The organism is Bacillus sp. A1, assembly GCF_042296235.1.
Taxonomy (GTDB): domain Bacteria; phylum Bacillota; class Bacilli; order Bacillales; family Bacillaceae; genus Bacillus; species Bacillus velezensis.
The window spans coordinates 1,377,130-1,397,157 of the sequence record NZ_CP141181.1; the positions used below are offsets into that span (position 1 = coordinate 1,377,130).

Here is a 20,028-nt window from a genome sequence, read left to right on the forward strand (position 1 = left end):
AGACATGAAAAAAGAAAAAGCAGTTGTGGTGTTCAGCGGAGGCCAAGACAGCACGACTTGTTTATTATGGGCTTTGCAAAACTTTGAAGAAGTGGAAACCGTTACATTCCATTATAATCAGCGTCACCAAGAAGAAATCGATGTGGCAAAATCGATTGCCGAAAAGCTCGGTGTCAAAAACCACTTGCTTGATATGTCTCTTTTAAATCAGCTTGCGCCGAATGCGCTGACAAGAGATGATATCGAAATTGAAGCGAAGGACGGGGAATTGCCGACAACCTTTGTGCCGGGACGAAACCTCGTGTTTTTATCCTTTGCTTCTATTCTTGCGTATCAAATCGGCGCGCGCCACATTATCACCGGTGTTTGCGAGACTGATTTCAGCGGCTACCCGGACTGCCGTGACGAGTTTGTCAAATCCTGCAATGTCACCGTCAACTTGGCGATGGAAAAGCCGTTCGTCATTCATACGCCGCTTATGTGGCTGAACAAAGCGGAAACGTGGAAACTTGCTGATGAGCTCGGCGCGCTTGATTTTGTAAAGAATAACACACTGACTTGCTATAACGGCATCATTGCGGACGGATGCGGCGAATGCCCGGCATGCCTGCTCCGCAATAAAGGATATGATGAATATATGAAAATGAAAGGAGAGCGGAACTAATTGCTTTCTCAAATTTACCCGCAGGTTCAGCATCCTTATTCGTTTGAGTTGAATAAGGACATGCACATTTCAGCCGCGCACTTTATTCCCCGCGAAAGCGCCGGAGCGTGCAGCAGAGTCCACGGGCACACGTATACAGTAAATATTACAGTTGCGGGGGATGAACTGGACGATTCAGGCTTTCTCGTGAATTTCAGCGTGCTGAAGAAATTGGTGCACGGCGCTTATGACCATACATTGCTGAATGACCATGACGAATTTTCTGAAGATGACAGATATTCACTGCCGACGACCGAGGTCGTGGCCAAAACGATTTACGATAAGGTGCAGTCCTACCTTGAAACACTGGAGAATCAGCCGGTCTGCGTGCAGATTTTTGTCAGGGAAACCCCGACAAGCTATTGCGTATACCGCCCGAAAAAAGGTGATAGGAATGGCTAAAGGAATTCCGGTTTTAGAAATTTTCGGACCGACGATACAAGGGGAGGGCATGGTTATCGGCCAGAAAACCATGTTTGTCCGCACGGCGGGCTGCGACTACTCCTGCAGCTGGTGCGACTCCGCTTTTACATGGGACGGCTCAGCCAAAAAAGATATCCGCTGGATGACGGCGGAAGACATTTACCGCGAGCTGAGAGAAATCGGCGGAGACGCCTTTTCCCATGTCACCATCTCAGGAGGAAACCCGGCGCTGTTAAAGCAGCTTGACGCGCTGATTCTGCTGCTGAAAGAGCACGGGGTGCGCGCCGCTTTAGAAACGCAGGGAACGGTCTATCAGGATTGGTTCACAATGATTAACGACCTGACGATTTCACCGAAGCCGCCAAGTTCGGGGATGACAACCGATTTTGCAAAGCTCGATCACATTGTGTCTTCGCTTGATGCGGCAGAAAGGCTTAACGCGGTCAGCTTAAAGGTCGTCATTTTTAATGATGAAGATCTGCAATTCGCGAAAACCGTGCACAAGCGGTATCCGAATATCCCGTTTTATCTTCAGGTCGGAAACGATAATGTCCATACGACGGACGACCGGGCATTAATCGCACATCTGCTCGGAAAATACGAAACACTCGTTGATAAGGTTTCAGCCGATTCGGATCTGAATCTCGTCAGAGTCCTGCCTCAGCTGCATACGCTGCTTTGGGGCAATAAACGGGGAGTTTAATAGAAAGGGAGATTTATATGACAAGAAAAGAATCAGAATTAGAAGGAGTTACGCTCCTGGGGAATCAAGGGACAAACTATTTATTTGAATATGCGCCGGAGGTTTTGGAATCATTTCCGAATAAACACGTGAACCGTGATTATTTCGTAAAATTCAACTGCCCGGAATTTACGTCGCTTTGCCCGAAAACGGGACAGCCGGACTTCGCAACCATCTACATCAGCTATATTCCGGACGAAAAAATGGTGGAAAGCAAATCGCTGAAGCTGTATCTTTTCAGCTTCCGCAACCACGGAGATTTCCACGAGGACTGCATGAACATCATCATGAATGACTTGATCGAATTAATGGATCCGCGTTATATCGAAGTATGGGGCAAATTCACGCCAAGAGGCGGAATCTCGATTGACCCGTATACAAACTACGGCAGACCGGGAACAAAATATGAAAAAATGGCCGAACATCGGATGATGAATCATGATATGTATCCGGAGACGATTGATAATCGGTAATTATTCCGTTGTGTGATACGGAGTGTGAAACGAAGTGGAGTCACAGTAAAATCCGAACATTCAGTGCTAATTTTCAGCGGAATTGTGACCCGACTGTGACCCGAAGTGACCGGAGTGTGACCCGCACTAAGCTCAATAAAAGTGTGACCTGAGGTGCAACCTGAACTGTGACTTTTATGCAGTGAAAAATTGATAGTACAGAAGCAGATTAAGGCGTACAATTTGTACGTCTTTTCTTTTTTTATCCGAAAGAAAAAATGCCTATCTAGAGATCATAGGCATTAAATATTATTATCAATATCTTCATTTATTTTTTGGCTAAGTTTCTGAACCTTCTCTTTAACATTTGAAACAGCTCTTTTTTGAATTTCATCAAAGTTCTCCTGAATATATCGATGACACTTCTTATTAGAACTTCACTTTCAAAATTGAATATCTTCATTTATTTCTGACTGTTCTTCATCTGTTAGGTGATGGTATTGAAGTTGTTTAGCATTTACTTCAGCAGCTACATCAATCCTAACTTAGTTGTTCTGGTTGTACAATTTCATATTCACCTTCTGCATACTCTTGCTCCGCATAATGGCCTCCCCATTGACAGAGCTCCTGCAAGATAGGTTTAAGAGATTCTCCAAGTTCAGTGGATGAATATTCAACCTTCGGCGGTACTTGATTATACATCTTTCTGCTCACAAGTCCACTGACTTCAAGCTCTCTAAGTGTTTGAATCAGCATTTTCTGAGTTATATTTGGGATAATGCGCTTTAATTCACTCGTTCTCTTTGGTCCATTCATTAAAAAGTATAATACAAGGCCTTTCCATTTTCCGCCAATAACTTCCTTTGTCACTTCAAAGCCGCAGCTAAATTTTTTCATGTCTAAAGCTCTCCATTCCACATTTATTACTTTTTAGTTACTATATCACAAAAAAGTGGGTACTTCCGATAATGTGCTTACTGAAGGATACTATATCTTGTAAGTTGTTCTTCAAGTACTTAAAGGTACTAGACATAAAATAAAATTAATTCTAAAGGAGTGTTAAGTATGGGTAAATTTGAAGGTAAAATAGCGCTTGTAACGGGTGGAACAAGTGGGATTGGTCTTGCTGCAGCACAAAAATTTGTAAACGAAGGTGCATATGTTTATATCACAGGACGCAGACAAAACGAACTTGATAAAGCTGTTAACCAAATTGGCAAGAACGTAACCGGTGTTCAAGGTGATATTTCTAAGCTTGAAGACTTAGACAAACTATATGACATTATAAAGCAGGAAAAAGGTAAGTTGGACATTCTTTTTGCTAATGCAGGCACCGGCAACTTCCTTCCATTAGGTGAAATTACTGAAGAGCAGGTTGATAGAACGTTCGACATTAACGTTAAAGGAACCATCTTTACTGTTCAAAAAGCGTTATCACTATTCCCGGACAAAGCAGGTTCTATTATTGTAACGGGCTCTACTGCTGGATCAATTGGCAACCCAGCGTTTAGTGTATATGGAGCATCTAAAGCAGCATTAAGAGCACTAGTTCGCAACTGGATTCTTGACCTAAAAGGTACTGAAATCCGTGTAAATGTGGTTAGTCCAGGAGCTATTCTTACACCTGCCTACGATGAGCTTTTTGGTGATGCACTTGAAGAAGTAATGGAAAATAGCAGAAATACTGTTCCAGCTGGAAAAGTTGGGACACCTGAAGAAGTAGCAAACGCTGTATCTTTCCTTGCTTCAGACGAAAGCAGTTACTTGACGGGTGTTGAATTGTTCGTAGATGGCGGGCTAGCACAGGTATAATTTCACTGCGCAGAGATTACAAATAGTCCCCAAAAAAGGTTAAAATCAATCGTTTGGTAAGGTGTGAAATTGGTGTGACTTCATGATTAATGTCTAGAGCAAGTACTTATGGGACAAGACTTTGACCTGCCTTTTCTTCCACGAGGACTGCATGAACATCATCATGAATGATTTGATCGAATTAATGGACCCCGGCTGCATTGAAGTATGGGGCAAATTCACGCCTAGAGGCGGAATCTCCATTGACCCGTATACAAACTACGGCAGACCGGGAACAAAATATGAAAAAATGGCCGAACATCGGATGATGAATCATGATATGTACCCGGAGACGATTGACAACCGTTAATTTTCAGACGGAGTACGGTCTCGGAATATAACCTAAATACCCCCGCCTTTTAAGAGGGGGTATTTTTCATCTGTGCCGCGCCGCCAAAAAGGTGCATGATATTTGCACAGAACTTCTATAAGGAAAAGAGAGATCATTTGGAGAAAAGAAAAAGACGAGTAAACCCGGGGGGAGTGTACTCGCCGCTTCATTACGTGACGGGTGCTGGATGGCAGCTCGTCTGTTTCATTATAAAATAGGGAACGTATGTTTGTAAAGACCTGCGCTGTTTTTTCTCATTCGGAGCGGATCAATTGTAAAGGAATGGTCAGCATGATAGCATGTCCTGTAAAAAGAAGGAGTGTTCGTTATGGAGCCGTTAGAGTTAAACGGTGTAAGGCTGAAAATGTATGATTGTAAAGAAAGTGCGGGCAAAAACGGCCGCATGATTTCATTTGTATTGAAGGTGACCTCTGAAACGTATCATGATATTGCCGTCCTTTTGTATGAAAAAACATTTGACATCAAGGCGCCCGAGCGCGGGCTTGAATTCCGCGGTAAAATAACCAACTACTATACATCCGTCACAAATCTTTACAATAAAGATGAGACCGGTGATTTTTATGTAGAAATGACCGAGATCTGAATTCATTTGAAAAAGCTGCCGGGCGGCAGCTTTTGTGCGGGATATGTAAATGGTTCGGATGTTCGGGGGGGTTTAATAGGAGTCTCTGATGATTTTATAATTCTTATGGTTGACGACAGTGAGGGAATCTAATTCAAGGTCACGATAATTATCCATGATGGTTACATCAACGATGACGGAGTTTTCATTTACTTTTTCAACAATACCGGTTAATCCGTTTTTAAATTCAATGACGTTTCCAACCTTAGCAATTTTCACGAGCTTCCTCTCCTTTATCATAAATCCTGTTTGAAAATATTTTGCAGTATTTTCTTTAAGAAGTAAAGCGATATGGGTATCAGCCCGCTCAATCATTGTCCCGGCGGGGGAAAGATGGTATATTGTTTTTCGGGAAAAAGCCGAGAAAAGGAGGCTGTATTCGTTGCTGCCTGAGGAAATTTCAGAACGTATCAACCAAATGCGCACCGGTGAAATCAAAGAATTCAGGGTGCAGAAAGAACATTTTCTTGCATTTCGAGCGGTTTTGTCGAAGCAGGAAGATTTTAAGCATTTCCGCGGTATTGCCCAGCAGGGCGGAGATGTTATATTTCAGTATTTAGAACAGCCAAGAAGCTGACGGCTCCTCGCACTTGAGGAGTCTTTTTTGGGGTTTCAGTTTCTCATTTCATCTGGCTGTAACAGATGTAAACAAAATGTAAAATCCCTCCGATGGATACTTTTACTGCTATTTGGTTAATGTTGTGAAAATGACGGCTGTTTTCCTGCCAATAACAAGGCTGTTAACGAACTTCTTCCATCATAAAAGCTGATTGGGAGCACTGGAAAATCTTTAACCGTGAATTTGCGCACAGCTCTTGTTAAGGTAGTGAAGTATTTAAGGAGGAAATCGTATGACGACAAAATTTGCTGCCTTGGCTGTCTTTTTTCTATGTTTTATGCCTGCATCAAAAATTGAACATACAGAAGCTCTGTTTACTTTTGCGAAGAAGCCAAAGCAAGAACCCAGCACACTGGTTGCTGATTTAAATAAAAAAAGCTCGGTTCCGAAGCTTTCAAAAACGGATCATAAGCATTCTATTCAACCGATAAAGCTGTCATCTCACCAAGAGAAGGAAGCAAAACCGGAAGAGACGGCTTATCAGCCGCCGAAAAAAACGTATTCCCGCGCTGACAGACAACTTCTGGCACGTCTCGTTCACGCAGAAGCGAAAGGTGAATCTTATAAAGGGAAGGTTGCGGTAGCCAGCGTAGTGCTGAACCGCACTGAAAAAAACGGCTTCCCGGATACCATTCGGGGTGTGATCTATCAAAGGAATGCATTTGAACCGGTAGCAAACGGAAGCATTAATCAAAAGCCGGATAAGGATTCCGTCGCCGCCGCAAATGAGGCGCTTGACCATCCGGGCAGAGAAACGAACGCGGTGTTTTTCTACAATCCGAAAACGGCATCTGACCACTGGATCCGTTCCCGAAAAATTATCGAACGGATCGGCAGACACGTATTTGCGATGTAAGCATAGCGGGATCAAAAATATCCCGGCTATGCTTTTTTCAATTTTGAGAAATCGAAAATATTTTCAGAACTTGTCTCATATGATGATGGAAGAACGAGAGACAAGGAGAGACACCATGAATCGATTTGTGAAAGGGATCATTCTTTTATCCATCGCCGCCTTTTTCGCGGAATGTCTGGAATTTGTCGTGAATATGATACTGGCGCGGGAGCTTGGCGAGCATGGGATGGGGCTTTACATGAGCATTCTGCCCACCATTTTTTTAATTATCGTGATCGCCAGTCTGGAGCTTCCGATCTCCATTTCAAAATTCATCGCGGAATCCAATCAGAAGCTGCATGAAAGCATGCTCCGGCATGCCTTCAGAATGACCGCCGTTTTTACCGCGTTTTCAACCGCGGCCGCAAGCATCGCGCTGCCGTTCATTCCTGTATTCGATACGTATCACCCGTTTATTAAAGGGATTGTCATCGGGCTGATTCCAGTCGTCGCTTTTACATCCATCGCCAGAGGTTATTTTATGGGTGTGCAGCAAATGGGAAAAATCGCGGTTGCGAATGTCTTGAAAAAAATCATTCAAGTGCTTTGTCTGTTTATCTTTTTTCAATGGTACTCTTTTGAAATTGATATGGCCGTGCTCATTTCGTTATTTGTGCTGGTCGCAAGCGATGTTGTGGTGTTCGTTTACTTATATACGCAGTTTATTTTGGCGCGGAGGGCGCTTTCCGGCCATCAGCACATTCATCTTCGCGGGAAAGACGTGCGGAAACGCCTCCTGGCCGTATCCATCCCGACAACGGGACTTCGTATATTTCATGCGGTGACAAACGCCATTGAACCCTTTTTAGTGAAAGGAGCGCTGCTGGCGTCCGGGGCAGCCGGGACCGCCGCGATTGATCAATACGGCATGCTTGCCGGTGTAGCGATGACAATCGGTTCGTTTCCTGCATTTATCGCCCATTCGCTGATGGTCGTCATGATTCCCAGCATTTCAGAAGCGTATGCGCTGTCCCAATATGATATTGTGCTGAAACGGCTGAGACAAGCGATTTTTATTACATTCGGCTACGGCATTCCGGCAGTCTGGGTCATGTTTCAGTTCGCGGGCCCGCTGACCCATTTGTTTTTTCAGTCTCCGGAAGCGCAGTATTATTTGCAGCTTTTGTGGCCGTTTTTTCTTTTTCACCTGTTTGTGATGCCGCTTCAGGCCTGTCTGATCGGCATCGGCCACGTGAAAACGGCGTTTTATCATAACGTATGGAGCAGCATTGTAGGGCTTTCGATGATGTATGTGCTCGGTTCTATGCCGGAATTGCAAATGCTCGGCATTATACTCGGCATGAATACCGGCATGATTCTTCTGACAAGTTTACATTACGCGACGATCTGCAAAGACCTCGGTGTCTCCGTGTTTTTGACGGGCGGCGGAAGAACAGCGCCCCGGATCGAAAGCTGAAAAGGCTGATACATTTCAATAAGGAAGGGCAAGCTATCCGAAACGCGTGAAAGGAAGATCATATGCATAAAAACCGCCTAATTGTATGTGCAGTCCTTTTGATAGCTGCCGCCGTCTGGATGCCTGAAGCAAACGCCTCATCAGAAAAACAGGCAGTTCCCGCCGTGTTTCTGATGAAGACGATTGAAGGAGACGAAATATCGATTCCGAATAAAGGGCAGAAAACGATATTGCATTTTTGGACATCGTGGTGTCCGCCGTGCAAAAAAGAACTGCCGCAGTTCCAAACGTATTATGAACAGCATCAGTCCGATGATGTAAGCCTTGTAACGGTAAATCTGATGAATGCCGAGCGAAACAAAAATACCGTTCAAAACTTTGTCAGTCAGCACCATCTCACTTTCCCGATTGTTCTTGACAAGAAAGGCGAGCTTATGAAGGAATACGATGTCATGACGATTCCCACGTCATTTCTGCTGAATGAAAAAGGAGAAATCGAAAAAAAGATCGTCGGTCCGATGACCGCCTCACAATTAAAAGAATGGTCAGAGAAATAAAAAGGTGCGGGAGGAATTCCTCCCGCACCTTTTTTGCATATAATGAACAGCTGAAGAAACACTAATGATAATTATTATCAAAAAGAAATTAAAACAATTATAATTGAAATCTTCCGCCGGCATGCTATAATAAAGAAAACACTGCGATAACACTGTGAAAATGCTGCCTGTCAGGCGGCTGTTTTGCTTTTATCGGGGAATTGAAGATGATTTGCGTTCTCAATTAGAGAGGAGAATTCATAATGAATGAACAAGTGATGACACAAACTCATTCACAACAGCACATACAAGAAGAGCGGGCCGGAAAAAAGTGGCTCCAGCATGCAGAACTCATTGCGGCGCTCGTATCCGGCGTCCTTATTCTTGCGGCCTGGTTTTTTACCGAAACAAAAGGCCTGTCCGTCACTTTGTATATCCTTGCCTTCCTGATCGGGGGATTTGCAAAAGCGAAAGAGGGAATTGAGGATACCATTGAGACGAAGGCGTTAAATGTGGAACTGCTGATGATTTTTGCGGCTGTCGGCTCCGCCCTGATCGGTTACTGGGCGGAAGGCGCTGTTCTTATCTTTATTTTTTCGTTAAGCGGCGCGCTCGAAACATATACGATGAATAAAAGCAGCCGTGATTTAACCTCTTTGATGAAACTGGAACCGGAGGAAGCGACCCTGCTTGCGGACGGACGGGAAAAGCGGGTGCCCGCTGCTGAACTTAAGATCGGTGACATGATCGTCATTAAGCCGGGCGAACGCGTAGCGGCAGACGGGATCATTGAGTCTGGCGTGACGAGCCTCGATGAATCGGCGCTTACGGGTGAAGCGATGCCGGCGGAAAAAACAGCCGGAGATTCTGTGTTTACAGGAACGGTAAACGGAAACGGCTCCTTAACTGTCCGTGTGACGAAAACAAATGAACAGTCTTTATTCAGAAAAATCATCCGGCTGGTGGAATCAGCCCAAAACAGCGTGTCACCGGCTCAGGCATTTATTGAGCGGTTCGAAAGTGTCTATGTCAAAGGCGTGCTGTTAGCCGTGGCTTTGCTTTTATTCGTTCCTCATTTCGCTTTAGGCTGGAGCTGGAGTGAAACCTTTTACCGGGCGATGGTGTTTATGGTGGTCGCCTCCCCGTGCGCGCTTGTCGCTTCTATTATGCCCGCTGCGCTTTCCCTTATCTCAAATGGGGCCCGCAACGGATTATTGGTTAAAGGAAGTGTGTTTTTAGAGCAGCTGGGAAGCGTACGGATGATCGCTTTTGACAAAACCGGCACGGTCACTAAGGGACAGCCGGCAGTCGCGGCATTTCAAGCTGCGGAAAATGTGAGTGAAGATGAGATCATGCAGGCGGTGTATGCGATAGAAAAGCAATCAAGCCACCCGCTTGCAAAAGCGATAGCTGAATTTGCCGAAAGCCGGGGCGCCGCGCCCGCAGGACATCTATCGATTGACGAGACGTCCGGATTCGGTGTTCAGGCTGAAATAGAAGGCGTCAAATGGATGGTCGGAAAAGCGGGATTTGCAGGTGAAGATGCGACAGATGCTTTTTTGCAGACATCGGGAAAAGAATTAAAGGATAAAGGCTTTACACTGGTCTTTGTCAAGAAAGATGACCGGATTGCGGGCTGCTTTGCCTTAAAGGATCAAATCCGACCTGAAGCGAAAGCCGTGATGGCTGAGCTTGAATCACTGGGCATTAAAACAGCCATGCTCACCGGCGATCAGTCTGAAACTGCGGCTGCCATTGCAAAAGAGGCGGGCATGACGACGGTTGTTGCCGATTGTCTGCCGGACCAAAAGGCAAAAGAAGTGAAGAAGCTGAAAGAAACGTACGGCACAATCGCCATGGTGGGGGACGGCATTAATGACGCGCCCGCTCTGAAAACCGCTGACGTCGGTATTGCGATGGGCGGGGGAACGGACGTGGCTCTTGAAACGGCTGACTTAGTCCTTATGAAAAATGATCTTCACAAGCTTGTGAAAATGTGCAGACTCTCAAGGAAAATGAACCGGATTATTAAGCAGAATATTGTTTTCTCGCTCTCGGTCATCTGCCTTTTGATCTGCGCTAACTTTCTGCAGGTGATGGAACTGCCGTTTGGCGTGATCGGGCATGAGGGGAGCACGATTCTGGTCATATTGAACGGACTGAGATTATTAAAATAAACATGACAGCCGCACACGGGCGGCTGTTTTTTTAATGTTCGTTCACAGCATAAACGCCGGAAAACTGATAGAATGAATAAAGAGTCACTTTGGTAAGGAGGAAAAGCAAAAAATGAACAGATTAAAACGTGTTTCATCTTGGCTGAAAAAAGAAGGACATGATGCGGCGTTTATACATACAAAGGAAAACGTATTTTATTTAACTGATTTTTACACGGATCCGCATGAGCGGTTAATGGGATTGTTCCTGTTTCAGGAACAGGAGCCGTTTTTCGTTTGTCCGGGAATGGAAGCCGGACAAGCCCGAAGCGCCGGGTGGGAGCATGGTATTATCGGCTACGGCGATCACGAAGATCCGTGGGAGCTGATCAAAGCCGAGCTCACAAAACGAAATGTGCGGCTTGATTCCATCGCGGTTGAAAAGGATTCGATCTCTCTTTCCCGCTCAGAACAGCTCAAACAAGCTTCAGGGGGCGCGGCATTTGTTTCGGCAGAAGAAACGCTCAACCAATTCCGTCTCGTAAAAGATGAGAAGGAAATCAGCATTCTCAGGGAAGCGGCAAAACTCGCGGATTACGGAGTTGAAGTCGGTGTCGCGGCGCTTAAAGAGGGTGTGAGTGAAACCGAAGTACTCGCGCAGATTGAGTTTGAGCTGAAGAAAAAAGGCGTGCAGGGCATGTCATTTTCAACGATGGTGCTGTTCGGGGAAAAATCAGGCCAGCCCCATGGAAATCCGGGTGCAGACCGGTTGAAAAAAGGCGATTTCGTTCTGTTTGATCTGGGCGTTATTCTTGACGGCTACTGTTCAGACATTACGAGAACATTCGCATACCAATCAATCAGCCCGAAACAGGAAGAGATTTACGAAACGGTGCTTAAAGCTGAACAGGCGGCGCTTCAATTAAGCAAACCCGGCGTCAGAATCGGCGATCTTGATTTAAAAGCCCGCGGCATTATTGAAAAAGCCGGATACGGAGACTATTTCCCGCACCGCCTCGGCCACGGACTCGGGATTTCGGTTCACGAATATCCATCAATGAGCAGCGCGAACGACACACTCCTCAAAGAAGGCATGGTCTACACGATAGAACCGGGGATTTACGTGCCGGATGTCGGCGGCGTGCGCATTGAAGACGATGTGTTCGTCACAAAAGACGGCGCCGAAGCATTAACGCAGTATCCGAAAGAATTAACGATTCTGAAATAGAAAGCTTTGTGATAAAAAAGGACGGTTCTGGAACGCAGCGTCCTTTTTTATCACCTTTTAAATGAAAAAATCATCAAAATGCTGAAATGGTTTGATGTCATGCTTTTCATTCAGGGGCCGCATGGCAAGGTAACTGCCGCCGACTATGGCCAGACACAAACCGATTAAGCAAAGAATCCCCATCGCTGTTCTTCTCCTTTCAAACGAATAGGCTGTATCTGTTTCTAGCTTACTGTATGAAACGCATTCCAGATCAAGGGAAAAAAAGAAAGGGGGGACGCCATGGCTACGATCAGAGACATTGCCGGCGCTGCCGGGGTTTCCGTTACAACGGTATCAAGAGTGTTAAACGATCATCCTTATGTAAGTAAGGACAAAAGAGAAAGAGTGAAAAAAGCGATGCAATCGCTCGGATATACGCGCAACATTCATGCTGTGCATTTATCCAAAGGTTTTTCCGATATGATCGGCGTTGTGCTTCCGTCGGTGAATCTTCCGTATTTTGCAGACCTTGTTGCAGGTATTGCCGAGGCTGCCGAAACGTCAGGCGTGCATCTTTCTTTATACCAGACAGATTATCAGCAGCAAAAAGAACGTTTTGCCTTATCACAATTACAGGAGCGCCAAGTGGACGGCCTGATTATCTGCTCCAAAGCAATTCCTGATGAGCATCTGCTTACCGTGAAAGAACCGCTCATCCTCTGCCAGTACACTGATGCGGCAGGGCTTTCCTCCATCAGTAATCCGCATCGGGAAGCATTTCGGCACGGTCTGGATTATCTGATAGAAAAGGGACACCGGAAAATAGCGATCAGCCTGGCCAGAAAAAAGGGAAAAAACAGTCAAGTACGCATTGCCGCATACAAAGAGGCGCTGAAGAAGATCGGGCAGCCTTACAGGGAAGAGCTGGTTGTGGAAAAGGCGCTGACGCTGCTTGACGGGAAAGCCCTTTTTCATAGATGGAAGAGCTGGGATGACAAACCGACTGCGCTGTTTGCGGCGAATGATCAAGTATCCGCAGGTCTTTACCTTGAAGCCAAGGCAAACGGGACACGCATCCCGGAAGAGCTTGCGATTTTGAGCATCGACAATCATGATATCAGCAAGATGTTAGGTATTTCCACAATAGATATACAAACAAAAGAAATGGGAAAGCAGGCTTTTCACATGCTTGAGAACCGGATCAGCGGCGGGCCTCCGGCAAGGAAAGTTCTTGATTACCGACTTATTGAACGATCAACCGTCTAAAAAAAGAATTGACGCGCTTTCCGTTCGTTTTGTACGATATGAGGTATTGAATGACAAAGGAGCTGAGGATCATGAAGGGGTCCTTTACAGTTGAAAAGGTATTAAATAACAATGTGCTCATCGCAACACATGATAGATACAGTGAGGTCGTCTTAATCGGAAAAGGGATCGGCTTTGGAAAAAAACAAGCGGATGTCATTGAAGATAAAGGGTATGACAAGATGTTCATCTTAAAGGATGAAAAAGAACAAAAACAATTTAAAAAGCTCCTCGGTTATGTGGACGAGACACTTGTCGACATCTCCAATGACGTCATTTATCATATCAAGAAGCGGACAAGCCAACCGTTAAATGAGCATATCCATATTGCGCTGACTGACCATATCGCCTTTGCGGTAAAGCGGCTGCAGCAGGGCTTTGACATTAAAAACCCGTTTCTTATGGAAACCGAAACGCTTTATCCGGAAGAATTCCAAATTGCCCGTGAAGTCGTCGGCATGATTAATGAAAAGACGGGAATCTGCCTTCCGGAAGGAGAGATCGGCTTTATCGCTCTGCATATCCACTCCGCCCTGACGAATCGGCCCCTTTCAGAGGTCAATCAGCATTCACAGCTGATGTCCCGGCTCGTTCAGGTGATTGAGGAATCTTTCCAGATGAAAGTGAATAAAGAAAGCGTCCACTATTTGCGGCTGATCCGGCATATCAGATTTACCATAGACAGGATTAATCGGGAAGAGCAGACAAAAGAACCAGAAAAGTTAATGTTATTATTGAAAAATGAATACCCGCTATGCTACAATACTGCTTGGAAACTGATAAAAATCTTGCAGCAAATACTGAAAAAACCAGTTCATGAGGCGGAAGCGGTTTATCTCACGCTTCATTTGTACCGATTAACCAATAAAATTTCATAATTTCAGTTGAAACCTTAAAAACGTGTCACTGATTCGATCAGGCATGAGTGATTGAGGGTAAAAAAACGGGAAGAACGATCCCGTTATTTTGCACACCCTTTTTACTCATGCCTTTTTTGTTGTGTAAAAGGGCAAATGTAAACGGTTAAACTGAAGACTTGCGCCAGTGAATTCGTTGTCATGAATTTTCGCTGTAAGGTCACACTAGCTAACAGAGGAGGTACATCTTTTATGTTTAAAGCATTATTCGGCGTTCTCCAGAAAATCGGCCGTGCTCTTATGCTTCCGGTTGCGATTTTACCGGCTGCGGGGATCTTGCTTGCGTTAGGGAATGCCATGCAGAACAAAGATATGATTCAAGTCATGCATTTCTTAAGCAATGATAACGTTCAGCTTGTGGCGAACGTCATGGAAAGCGCCGGCCAAATCGTATTTGACAACCTGCCGCTTCTTTTTGCAGTAGGGGTTGCGATCGGTCTTGCCAACGGAGACGGTGTTGCCGGAATCGCGGCTATTATCGGATACTTGGTCATGAACGTATCCATGAGCGCCGTGCTTATGGCAAACGGCAGTATTCCGTCTGACAAAATTGAACGGGCAAAGTTTTTTGCGGAAAACCATCCGGCCTATATTAACATGCTGGGGATACCCACTTTGGCGACGGGCGTGTTCGGCGGTATTATCGTCGGGGTTCTGGCCGCGTTATTGTTCAACAAGTTTTATAAAATTGAACTTCCGCAGTACCTCGGATTCTTTGCGGGTAAGCGGTTCGTCCCGATTATCACATCAATTTCCGCATTAATTCTCGGTCTTATTATGTTAGTGATCTGGCCTCCGATCCAGCACGGTCTGAATTCCTTCTCCACAGGTCTTGTGGAAGCGAATCCAACCTTGGCGGCCTTTATTTTCGGGATGATTGAGCGGTCATTGATTCCGTTCGGTCTTCATCACATTTTCTACTCGCCGTTCTGGTATGAATTTTTCAGCTATAAAGATGCCGCCGGAGACATCATCCGCGGAGATCAGCGGATTTTCATGGCTCAGATCAAAGACGGCGTGCAGCTGACGGCGGGAACATTTATGACGGGGAAATATCCGTTTATGATGTTCGGTCTTCCGGCGGCAGCGCTTGCAATCTATCATGAAGCGAAGCCTGAAAAGAAAAAACTTGTAGCCGGAATCATGGGTTCTGCCGCTCTGACAAGTTTCTTAACGGGAATTACCGAGCCGCTTGAATTCTCATTCTTGTTTGTGGCTCCTATCCTGTTTGCGATTCACTGCGTATTCGCGGGGCTTTCCTTTATGGTTATGCAGCTGCTGCATGTAAAAATCGGTATGACCTTCTCAGGCGGTCTGATTGACTACTTCCTGTTCGGAATTCTGCCTAACCGGACGGCTTGGTGGCTTGTCATTCCGGTCGGCTTAGGATTAGCCGTCATTTACTACTTCGGTTTCCGGTTTGCGATCAGAAAGTTCAATCTGAAAACGCCGGGCCGTGAAGAAGAGGCTGCGGATGAAGGTGCGGGCGCCTCAGGCGAAGCCGGCGACCTTCCTTATGAAATCCTGCAGGCAATGGGTGATCAGGAAAACATTAAGCACCTTGACGCTTGTATCACGAGACTTCGTGTTACGGTCAACGACCAGAAGAAAGTGGATAAGGCCCGTCTGAAACAGCTTGGCGCATCAGGCGTTCTTGAAGTCGGAAACAACATTCAGGCCATTTTCGGCCCGCGTTCTGACGGTTTAAAAACACAGATGCAGGATATTATCGCCGGACGCACGCCGCGCCCTGAACCGAAAGTATCCGCGCAAGAAGAAGTCAGCCAGCAGGTTGAAGAGGTTATCGCAGATCCGCTCCGAAACGAGCAGGGTGAAGAAGTGTTCGCTTCTCCGATCACCGGCGAAATCCATCCGATTACTGATGTGCCTGACCAGGTGTTCTCAGGAAAAATGATGGGTGACGGTTTTGCGATTCTTCCTGAAGAAGGAATCGTCGTATCGCCTGTCCGCGGAAAAGTGCTGAATGTTTTCCCGACAAAACATGCAATCGGCCTTCAGTCTGACGGCGGAAGAGAGATCCTCATTCATTTCGGAATCGACACAGTCAGCCTGAAAGGCGAAGGATTCACTTCTTTTGTTTCTGAGGGTGACCGGGTTGAACCGGGGCAAAAGCTGCTTGAAGTTGATCTTGAAGCGGTTAAACCTCATGTTCCTTCATTAATGACACCGATTGTCTTTACAAATCTTGCCGAGGGTGAAGCGATTTCCCTTTCGGCCGAAGGTACCGTAAAACGGGAACAAAAAGATATTGTGAAAATCGGAAAATAAGCATATAAATACGCCGTGCTTGTCAGATGACAAGTACGGCTGTATGATATAATATTGTGTAGTAAAATAGCTTTAATTTAAAGGAGAATGATAATCATGGCACAAAAAACATTTAAAGTAACAGCAGATTCCGGAATCCACGCTCGTCCTGCGACAGTTCTTGTACAGACTGCAAGCAAATACGATGCTGACGTAAACTTAGAATATAACGGCAAAACAGTAAACCTTAAGTCAATCATGGGCGTTATGTCTCTAGGTATCGCTAAAGGCGCTGAAATCACAATTTCCGCTTCAGGCGCTGACGAAAACGATGCTCTTAACGCTTTAGAAGAAACAATGAAAAGCGAAGGACTCGGCGAGTAATGCAAGAATTAAAAGGAATAGGCGCTTCAGCCGGAATTGCGATTGCGAAAGCATACCGGCTTGAAGAGCCGGACTTAACGGTTGAAAAGAAAAACATTGCTGATGCTGCGGCTGAAGTAAGCCGTTTTGATGAAGCGATTGTACGTTCTAAAGAAGAGCTTGAAAAAATTAAAGAGCATGCTTTAAAAGAACTGGGACAAGACAAAGCTGACATTTTCTCCGCGCACCTTTTAGTTCTGAGTGATCCTGAGCTGTTGAACCCGGTAAAGGAGAAAATCAGCACCGATTCAGTCAATGCTGAATTCGCTCTGAAAGAAACAGCTTCCATGTTCGTTACTATGTTTGAATCAATGGATAACGAGTACATGAAAGAGCGTGCGGCGGATATCCGTGACGTAACAAAACGTGTGACGGGGCACCTGCTGGGCGTGGAAATTCCGAACCCGAGCATGATCTCAGAAGAGGTTGTTATCGTGGCTGAAGATTTAACACCGTCTGATACGGCGCAATTAAACCGCCAGTTTGTAAAAGGTTTTACAACTGATATCGGCGGACGCACTTCACACTCCGCGATCATGGCCCGTTCGCTTGAAATTCCGGCTGTTGTCGGCACAAAAGCGGCTACAGGGACAATTGAAAACGGTGTTACGGTAATCGTAGACGGCATCGATGGTGATGTGATCATCGATCCTTCCAGTGAAACGTTAAAGAAATATGAAGAAAAGCACAGTGCTTACCTGGCGCAAAAAGCTGAGTGGGCGAAGCTCGTCAATGAACCGACTGTTTCAAAAGACGGCCATCATGTAGAGCTTGCCGCAAACATCGGCACCCCGGATGATGTAAAAGGCGTTCTTGAAAACGGAGGAGAAGCTGTAGGGCTTTACCGTACGGAATTCCTTTACATGGGACGCGACCAGCTTCCGACGGAAGACGAGCAGTTTGACGCTTATAAAACGGTTCTTGAGCGTATGGAAGGAAAATCAGTTGTCGTTCGGACATTGGATATCGGCGGCGACAAAGAGCTTCCTTACCTGCAGCTCCCTAAAGAAATGAACCCGTTCTTAGGCTACAGAGCCATCCGCCTTTGCCTTGAAGAGCAAGAAATCTTCAGAACTCAGCTTCGTGCGCTGCTTCGTGCAAGTACATACGGAAACTTAAAAATCATGTTCCCGATGATTGCGACAGTAAACGAGTTTAAACAGGCGAAAGCGATTCTTCTCGAAGAAAAAGAAAAACTCGTCGAAGCCGGCGTAGCGGTTTCTGACGATATTGAAGTCGGTATGATGGTAGAGATTCCGTCTACAGCCGTTATCGCAGATCAGTTTGCCACAGAAGTTGACTTCTTCAGTATCGGAACAAATGACTTGATCCAATACACGATGGCTGCTGACCGCATGAACGAGCGCGTAGCTTATCTGTATCAGCCATACAATCCGGCGATTCTCCGTCTGGTCACCCTTGTTATTGAAGCCGCTCACAAAGAGGGCAAATGGGTCGGCATGTGCGGAGAAATGGCGGGAGACGAAATTGCGATTCCGATTCTTCTCGGCTTAGGCTTAGATGAGTTCTCAATGAGCGCTACATCCATCCTTCCGGCAAGAACGCAGATCAGCAAGCTTTCTAAAAAAGAAGCTGAATCATTCAAAGAAACAATCTTGTCTATGAGCACGACAGAAGAGGTTGTCGCATTCGTTAAAGAAACATTCAATAAGTAATACAAAAGCCAGACGGTGTAAGCCGTCTGGTTTTTTTCATATTCGGAAAAAAGGGGGGAACAATAACTTTCAACAGGAGGGATTATCATGACAAAATCATTTGCAGCGGGGGATATGGTCTATGTGATTTACCGCAATCCGCATGCCGCCAATGTTGCCCATATTAAAGAGGCGGAGATCGTCCATCACCCGTATCACGAGGGAGAACTGTCTCTGTTTTTATACGAAACCTATCATCCGCTGGCCGAAGATGACGCGGTCTTTTCGACATATGAGGAAGCGGAAGCGCTTTACAGCGAGCTTTTTGAAGAAGACCGGTATCATTGATCAAAGGAAATGTTTACAACGCATATTCACTCTCTTTTGGACGGAAAGTAACAACATGAGAATATGTAAAGGGAGTGTCTGTCTATGCTGAAGCCGTTTGTTCCCCAGCTTGTTTATATAGAACCGAGAGCGCTCGAATACCCGTTAGGACAAGAGCTGAAAAATAAGTTTGAAAACATGGGGCTTGAGATCAGAGAAACGACATCGCATAATCAAGTCCGGAATATTCCGGGAAAAAATCACTTGCAGCAATACCGGAACGCGAAATCAACATTGGTAATCGGCGTCCGGAAAACACTGAAATTCGATTCTTCAAAGCCGTCCGCCGAATATGCCATTCCATTTGCGACGGGCTGTATGGGGCATTGCCACTATTGCTACCTGCAGACGACGATGGGATCAAAGCCTTACATCCGGACATATGTCAATGTGGAAGAGATTCTGGATCAGGCTGATGAGTATATGAAAGAACGGGCGCCGGAATTTACAAGATTTGAAGCCTCTTGTACATCTGATATCGTAGGAATCGATCATCTGACACATACATTAAAAAGAGCCATTGAACATTTCGGACAAAGCGAATTGGGACAGCTCAGATTCGTGACTAAATTTCACCATGTCGATCATTTGCTTGATGCAAAACATAACGGAAAGACTAGGTTCAGATTCAGCATCAATGCGGACTATGTCATTAAAAACTTTGAACCGGGAACTTCTCCGCTCGACAAACGGATAGAAGCCGCCGTCAAAGTCGCTAAAGCGGGCTATCCGCTCGGTTTCATCGTGGCGCCGATTTATATTCACGATGGCTGGGAGGAAGGCTATAAGGAACTGTTTGAGAAACTTGACGCGGCGCTTGATGAAGACGTTCGGCATGACATCACATTTGAACTGATCCAGCACCGTTTTACAAAACCGGCCAAACGGGTGATTGAGAAGAACTATCCGAAAACAAAGCTTGAGCTTGATGAAGAAAAGCGCAGATACAAATGGGGACGCTACGGAATCGGCAAGTATATATACCAAAAAGACGAAGAGCATGCTTTAAGGGAAACACTGGAGTCTTATATCGAAACCTATTTCCCGAAAGCGAAAATCGAATATTTTACGTAAGGCGGAGCTGTCGGCATGACG

General features: G+C 45.6%; 22 protein-coding genes and 1 pseudogene. 20 read left to right on the forward strand and 3 right to left on the reverse strand.

Annotation, left to right across the window (positions count from 1 at the left end):
• Positions 1–4: 4 nt before the first annotated feature.
• From queC to queF, 4 genes are read left to right on the forward strand one after another with little or no spacing between them, the layout of a single operon-like run.
• Positions 5–664 (forward strand): 7-cyano-7-deazaguanine synthase QueC, encoded by a 660-nt coding sequence (gene queC, locus U2H13_RS07205; RefSeq protein WP_003154679.1) that lies wholly within the window; start codon positions 5–7, stop codon positions 662–664.
• A complete protein-coding gene (queD, locus tag U2H13_RS07210; RefSeq protein WP_007611020.1) occupies positions 665–1,105 on the forward strand; it encodes a 6-carboxytetrahydropterin synthase QueD in 441 nt (146 codons plus the stop codon).
• A complete protein-coding gene (gene queE, locus U2H13_RS07215; RefSeq protein WP_003154676.1) occupies positions 1,098–1,829 on the forward strand; it encodes a 7-carboxy-7-deazaguanine synthase QueE in 732 nt (243 codons plus the stop codon). Before queD ends, queE begins: the two co-directional genes overlap by 8 nt.
• Positions 1,830–1,846: 17 nt before the next feature.
• Positions 1,847–2,341, forward strand: coding sequence for a preQ(1) synthase (gene queF, locus U2H13_RS07220; protein WP_003154673.1), 495 nt, complete (start codon positions 1,847–1,849; stop codon positions 2,339–2,341).
• A gap of 519 nt (positions 2,342–2,860) precedes the next feature.
• On the opposite strand, the gene U2H13_RS07225 is transcribed toward queF, so the two are convergent.
• Positions 2,861–3,217, reverse strand: coding sequence for a winged helix-turn-helix transcriptional regulator (locus tag U2H13_RS07225; protein ID WP_128496602.1), 357 nt, complete (start codon positions 3,215–3,217; stop codon positions 2,861–2,863).
• Between the two features lie 168 nt (positions 3,218–3,385).
• Here U2H13_RS07225 and U2H13_RS07230 point away from each other — a divergent pair, with 168 nt between their 5' ends.
• From U2H13_RS07230 to U2H13_RS07240, 3 genes and pseudogenes are all read left to right on the forward strand, one after another.
• Positions 3,386–4,132: an SDR family NAD(P)-dependent oxidoreductase gene (locus U2H13_RS07230; RefSeq protein WP_021493775.1), complete on the forward strand. Its 747-nt coding sequence runs from the start codon at positions 3,386–3,388 to the stop codon at positions 4,130–4,132.
• 136 nt (positions 4,133–4,268) lie between these two features.
• Positions 4,269–4,481 (forward strand): annotated as a pseudogene (locus U2H13_RS07235) (NADPH-dependent 7-cyano-7-deazaguanine reductase QueF); the annotation flags it as partial.
• 349 nt (positions 4,482–4,830) lie between these two features.
• Positions 4,831–5,106, forward strand: a complete 276-nt coding sequence (locus tag U2H13_RS07240; protein ID WP_014417589.1) for a DUF3219 family protein — start codon at positions 4,831–4,833, stop codon at positions 5,104–5,106.
• Between the two features lie 72 nt (positions 5,107–5,178).
• On the opposite strand, the gene U2H13_RS07245 is transcribed toward U2H13_RS07240, so the two are convergent.
• The gene (locus U2H13_RS07245; RefSeq protein WP_003154669.1) at positions 5,179–5,364 is read right to left on the reverse strand and encodes a YkvS family protein; all 186 of its coding nucleotides are present in this window, start codon (positions 5,362–5,364) and stop codon (positions 5,179–5,181) included.
• 163 nt (positions 5,365–5,527) lie between these two features.
• Here U2H13_RS07245 and U2H13_RS07250 point away from each other — a divergent pair, with 163 nt between their 5' ends.
• The 6 genes from U2H13_RS07250 (at position 5,528) to U2H13_RS07275 (ending at position 11,996) form a co-directional block, all read left to right on the forward strand.
• Positions 5,528–5,722, forward strand: a complete 195-nt coding sequence (locus tag U2H13_RS07250; protein ID WP_014304905.1) for a hypothetical protein — start codon at positions 5,528–5,530, stop codon at positions 5,720–5,722.
• A 274-nt stretch (positions 5,723–5,996) separates the two neighbouring features.
• Positions 5,997–6,620, forward strand: a complete 624-nt coding sequence (locus tag U2H13_RS07255) for a cell wall hydrolase (RefSeq protein ID WP_103526939.1) — start codon at positions 5,997–5,999, stop codon at positions 6,618–6,620.
• Positions 6,621–6,735: 115 nt separating this feature from the next.
• Positions 6,736–8,076, forward strand: a complete 1,341-nt coding sequence (locus U2H13_RS07260) for a polysaccharide biosynthesis protein (RefSeq protein ID WP_003154663.1) — start codon at positions 6,736–6,738, stop codon at positions 8,074–8,076.
• Between the two features lie 62 nt (positions 8,077–8,138).
• Entirely contained in the window at positions 8,139–8,633 is a 495-nt protein-coding gene (gene stoA / locus U2H13_RS07265) for an endospore biogenesis thiol-disulfide oxidoreductase StoA (protein ID WP_103526938.1), read from the forward strand.
• A gap of 242 nt (positions 8,634–8,875) precedes the next feature.
• Positions 8,876–10,789: a heavy metal translocating P-type ATPase gene (locus U2H13_RS07270; RefSeq protein WP_121984216.1), complete on the forward strand. Its 1,914-nt coding sequence runs from the start codon at positions 8,876–8,878 to the stop codon at positions 10,787–10,789.
• A 112-nt stretch (positions 10,790–10,901) separates the two neighbouring features.
• On the forward strand, positions 10,902–11,996 hold the full coding sequence (locus U2H13_RS07275; RefSeq protein WP_014417594.1) for a Xaa-Pro peptidase family protein: 1,095 nt from the start codon (positions 10,902–10,904) through the stop codon (positions 11,994–11,996).
• 57 nt (positions 11,997–12,053) lie between these two features.
• Here U2H13_RS07275 and U2H13_RS07280 read toward each other — a convergent pair whose 3' ends face one another.
• Complete coding sequence (locus tag U2H13_RS07280; protein WP_014721086.1) at positions 12,054–12,179, reverse strand: hypothetical protein; 126 nt, start codon at positions 12,177–12,179, stop codon at positions 12,054–12,056.
• Between the two features lie 99 nt (positions 12,180–12,278).
• On the opposite strand from U2H13_RS07280, the gene U2H13_RS07285 reads away from it, so the two are divergent.
• From U2H13_RS07285 to splB, 7 genes are all read left to right on the forward strand, one after another.
• Positions 12,279–13,244: a LacI family DNA-binding transcriptional regulator gene (locus tag U2H13_RS07285; RefSeq protein WP_021493767.1), complete on the forward strand. Its 966-nt coding sequence runs from the start codon at positions 12,279–12,281 to the stop codon at positions 13,242–13,244.
• Positions 13,245–13,294: 50 nt separating this feature from the next.
• On the forward strand, positions 13,295–14,161 hold the full coding sequence (glcT, locus tag U2H13_RS07290; RefSeq protein WP_012117426.1) for a glucose PTS transporter transcription antiterminator GlcT: 867 nt from the start codon (positions 13,295–13,297) through the stop codon (positions 14,159–14,161).
• A gap of 231 nt (positions 14,162–14,392) precedes the next feature.
• Positions 14,393–16,489: a glucose-specific PTS transporter subunit IIBC gene (ptsG, locus tag U2H13_RS07295; RefSeq protein ID WP_007409599.1), complete on the forward strand. Its 2,097-nt coding sequence runs from the start codon at positions 14,393–14,395 to the stop codon at positions 16,487–16,489.
• 96 nt (positions 16,490–16,585) lie between these two features.
• The gene (locus U2H13_RS07300) at positions 16,586–16,852 is read left to right on the forward strand and encodes a phosphocarrier protein HPr (RefSeq protein WP_003154654.1); all 267 of its coding nucleotides are present in this window, start codon (positions 16,586–16,588) and stop codon (positions 16,850–16,852) included.
• The gene (gene ptsP, locus U2H13_RS07305; protein ID WP_022553423.1) at positions 16,852–18,567 is read left to right on the forward strand and encodes a phosphoenolpyruvate--protein phosphotransferase; all 1,716 of its coding nucleotides are present in this window, start codon (positions 16,852–16,854) and stop codon (positions 18,565–18,567) included. Before U2H13_RS07300 ends, ptsP begins: the two co-directional genes overlap by 1 nt.
• 87 nt (positions 18,568–18,654) lie before the next feature.
• Positions 18,655–18,894: a transcriptional regulator SplA domain-containing protein gene (locus U2H13_RS07310; protein ID WP_128496604.1), complete on the forward strand. Its 240-nt coding sequence runs from the start codon at positions 18,655–18,657 to the stop codon at positions 18,892–18,894.
• 84 nt (positions 18,895–18,978) lie between these two features.
• Positions 18,979–20,007, forward strand: a complete 1,029-nt coding sequence (gene splB / locus U2H13_RS07315) for a spore photoproduct lyase (RefSeq protein WP_003154644.1) — start codon at positions 18,979–18,981, stop codon at positions 20,005–20,007.
• Positions 20,008–20,028 lie beyond the last annotated feature (21 nt).

Bases quoted from the DNA above. Each gene is read 5' to 3' on its own strand.
- U2H13_RS07285 (WP_021493767.1), top strand. From the start codon at position 12,279: ATGGCTACGATCAGAGACATTGCCGGCGCTGCCGGGGTTTCCGTTACA.
- queC (WP_003154679.1), top strand. From the start codon at position 5: ATGAAAAAAGAAAAAGCAGTTGTGGTGTTCAGCGGAGGCCAAGACAGC.
- U2H13_RS07225 (WP_128496602.1), bottom strand. From the start codon at position 3,217: ATGAAAAAATTTAGCTGCGGCTTTGAAGTGACAAAGGAAGTTATTGGC.
- queF (WP_003154673.1), top strand. From the start codon at position 1,847: ATGACAAGAAAAGAATCAGAATTAGAAGGAGTTACGCTCCTGGGGAAT.
- U2H13_RS07270 (WP_121984216.1), top strand. From the start codon at position 8,876: ATGAATGAACAAGTGATGACACAAACTCATTCACAACAGCACATACAA.
- ptsP (WP_022553423.1), top strand. From the start codon at position 16,852: ATGCAAGAATTAAAAGGAATAGGCGCTTCAGCCGGAATTGCGATTGCG.
- U2H13_RS07300 (WP_003154654.1), top strand. From the start codon at position 16,586: ATGGCACAAAAAACATTTAAAGTAACAGCAGATTCCGGAATCCACGCT.
- U2H13_RS07280 (WP_014721086.1), bottom strand. From the start codon at position 12,179: ATGGGGATTCTTTGCTTAATCGGTTTGTGTCTGGCCATAGTCGGCGGC.
- glcT (WP_012117426.1), top strand. From the start codon at position 13,295: ATGACAAAGGAGCTGAGGATCATGAAGGGGTCCTTTACAGTTGAAAAG.
- U2H13_RS07260 (WP_003154663.1), top strand. From the start codon at position 6,736: ATGAATCGATTTGTGAAAGGGATCATTCTTTTATCCATCGCCGCCTTT.
- U2H13_RS07230 (WP_021493775.1), top strand. From the start codon at position 3,386: ATGGGTAAATTTGAAGGTAAAATAGCGCTTGTAACGGGTGGAACAAGT.
- U2H13_RS07310 (WP_128496604.1), top strand. From the start codon at position 18,655: ATGACAAAATCATTTGCAGCGGGGGATATGGTCTATGTGATTTACCGC.
- stoA (WP_103526938.1), top strand. From the start codon at position 8,139: ATGCATAAAAACCGCCTAATTGTATGTGCAGTCCTTTTGATAGCTGCC.
- U2H13_RS07275 (WP_014417594.1), top strand. From the start codon at position 10,902: ATGAACAGATTAAAACGTGTTTCATCTTGGCTGAAAAAAGAAGGACAT.
- queE (WP_003154676.1), top strand. From the start codon at position 1,098: ATGGCTAAAGGAATTCCGGTTTTAGAAATTTTCGGACCGACGATACAA.
- U2H13_RS07255 (WP_103526939.1), top strand. From the start codon at position 5,997: ATGACGACAAAATTTGCTGCCTTGGCTGTCTTTTTTCTATGTTTTATG.
- ptsG (WP_007409599.1), top strand. From the start codon at position 14,393: ATGTTTAAAGCATTATTCGGCGTTCTCCAGAAAATCGGCCGTGCTCTT.
- U2H13_RS07240 (WP_014417589.1), top strand. From the start codon at position 4,831: ATGGAGCCGTTAGAGTTAAACGGTGTAAGGCTGAAAATGTATGATTGT.
- splB (WP_003154644.1), top strand. From the start codon at position 18,979: ATGCTGAAGCCGTTTGTTCCCCAGCTTGTTTATATAGAACCGAGAGCG.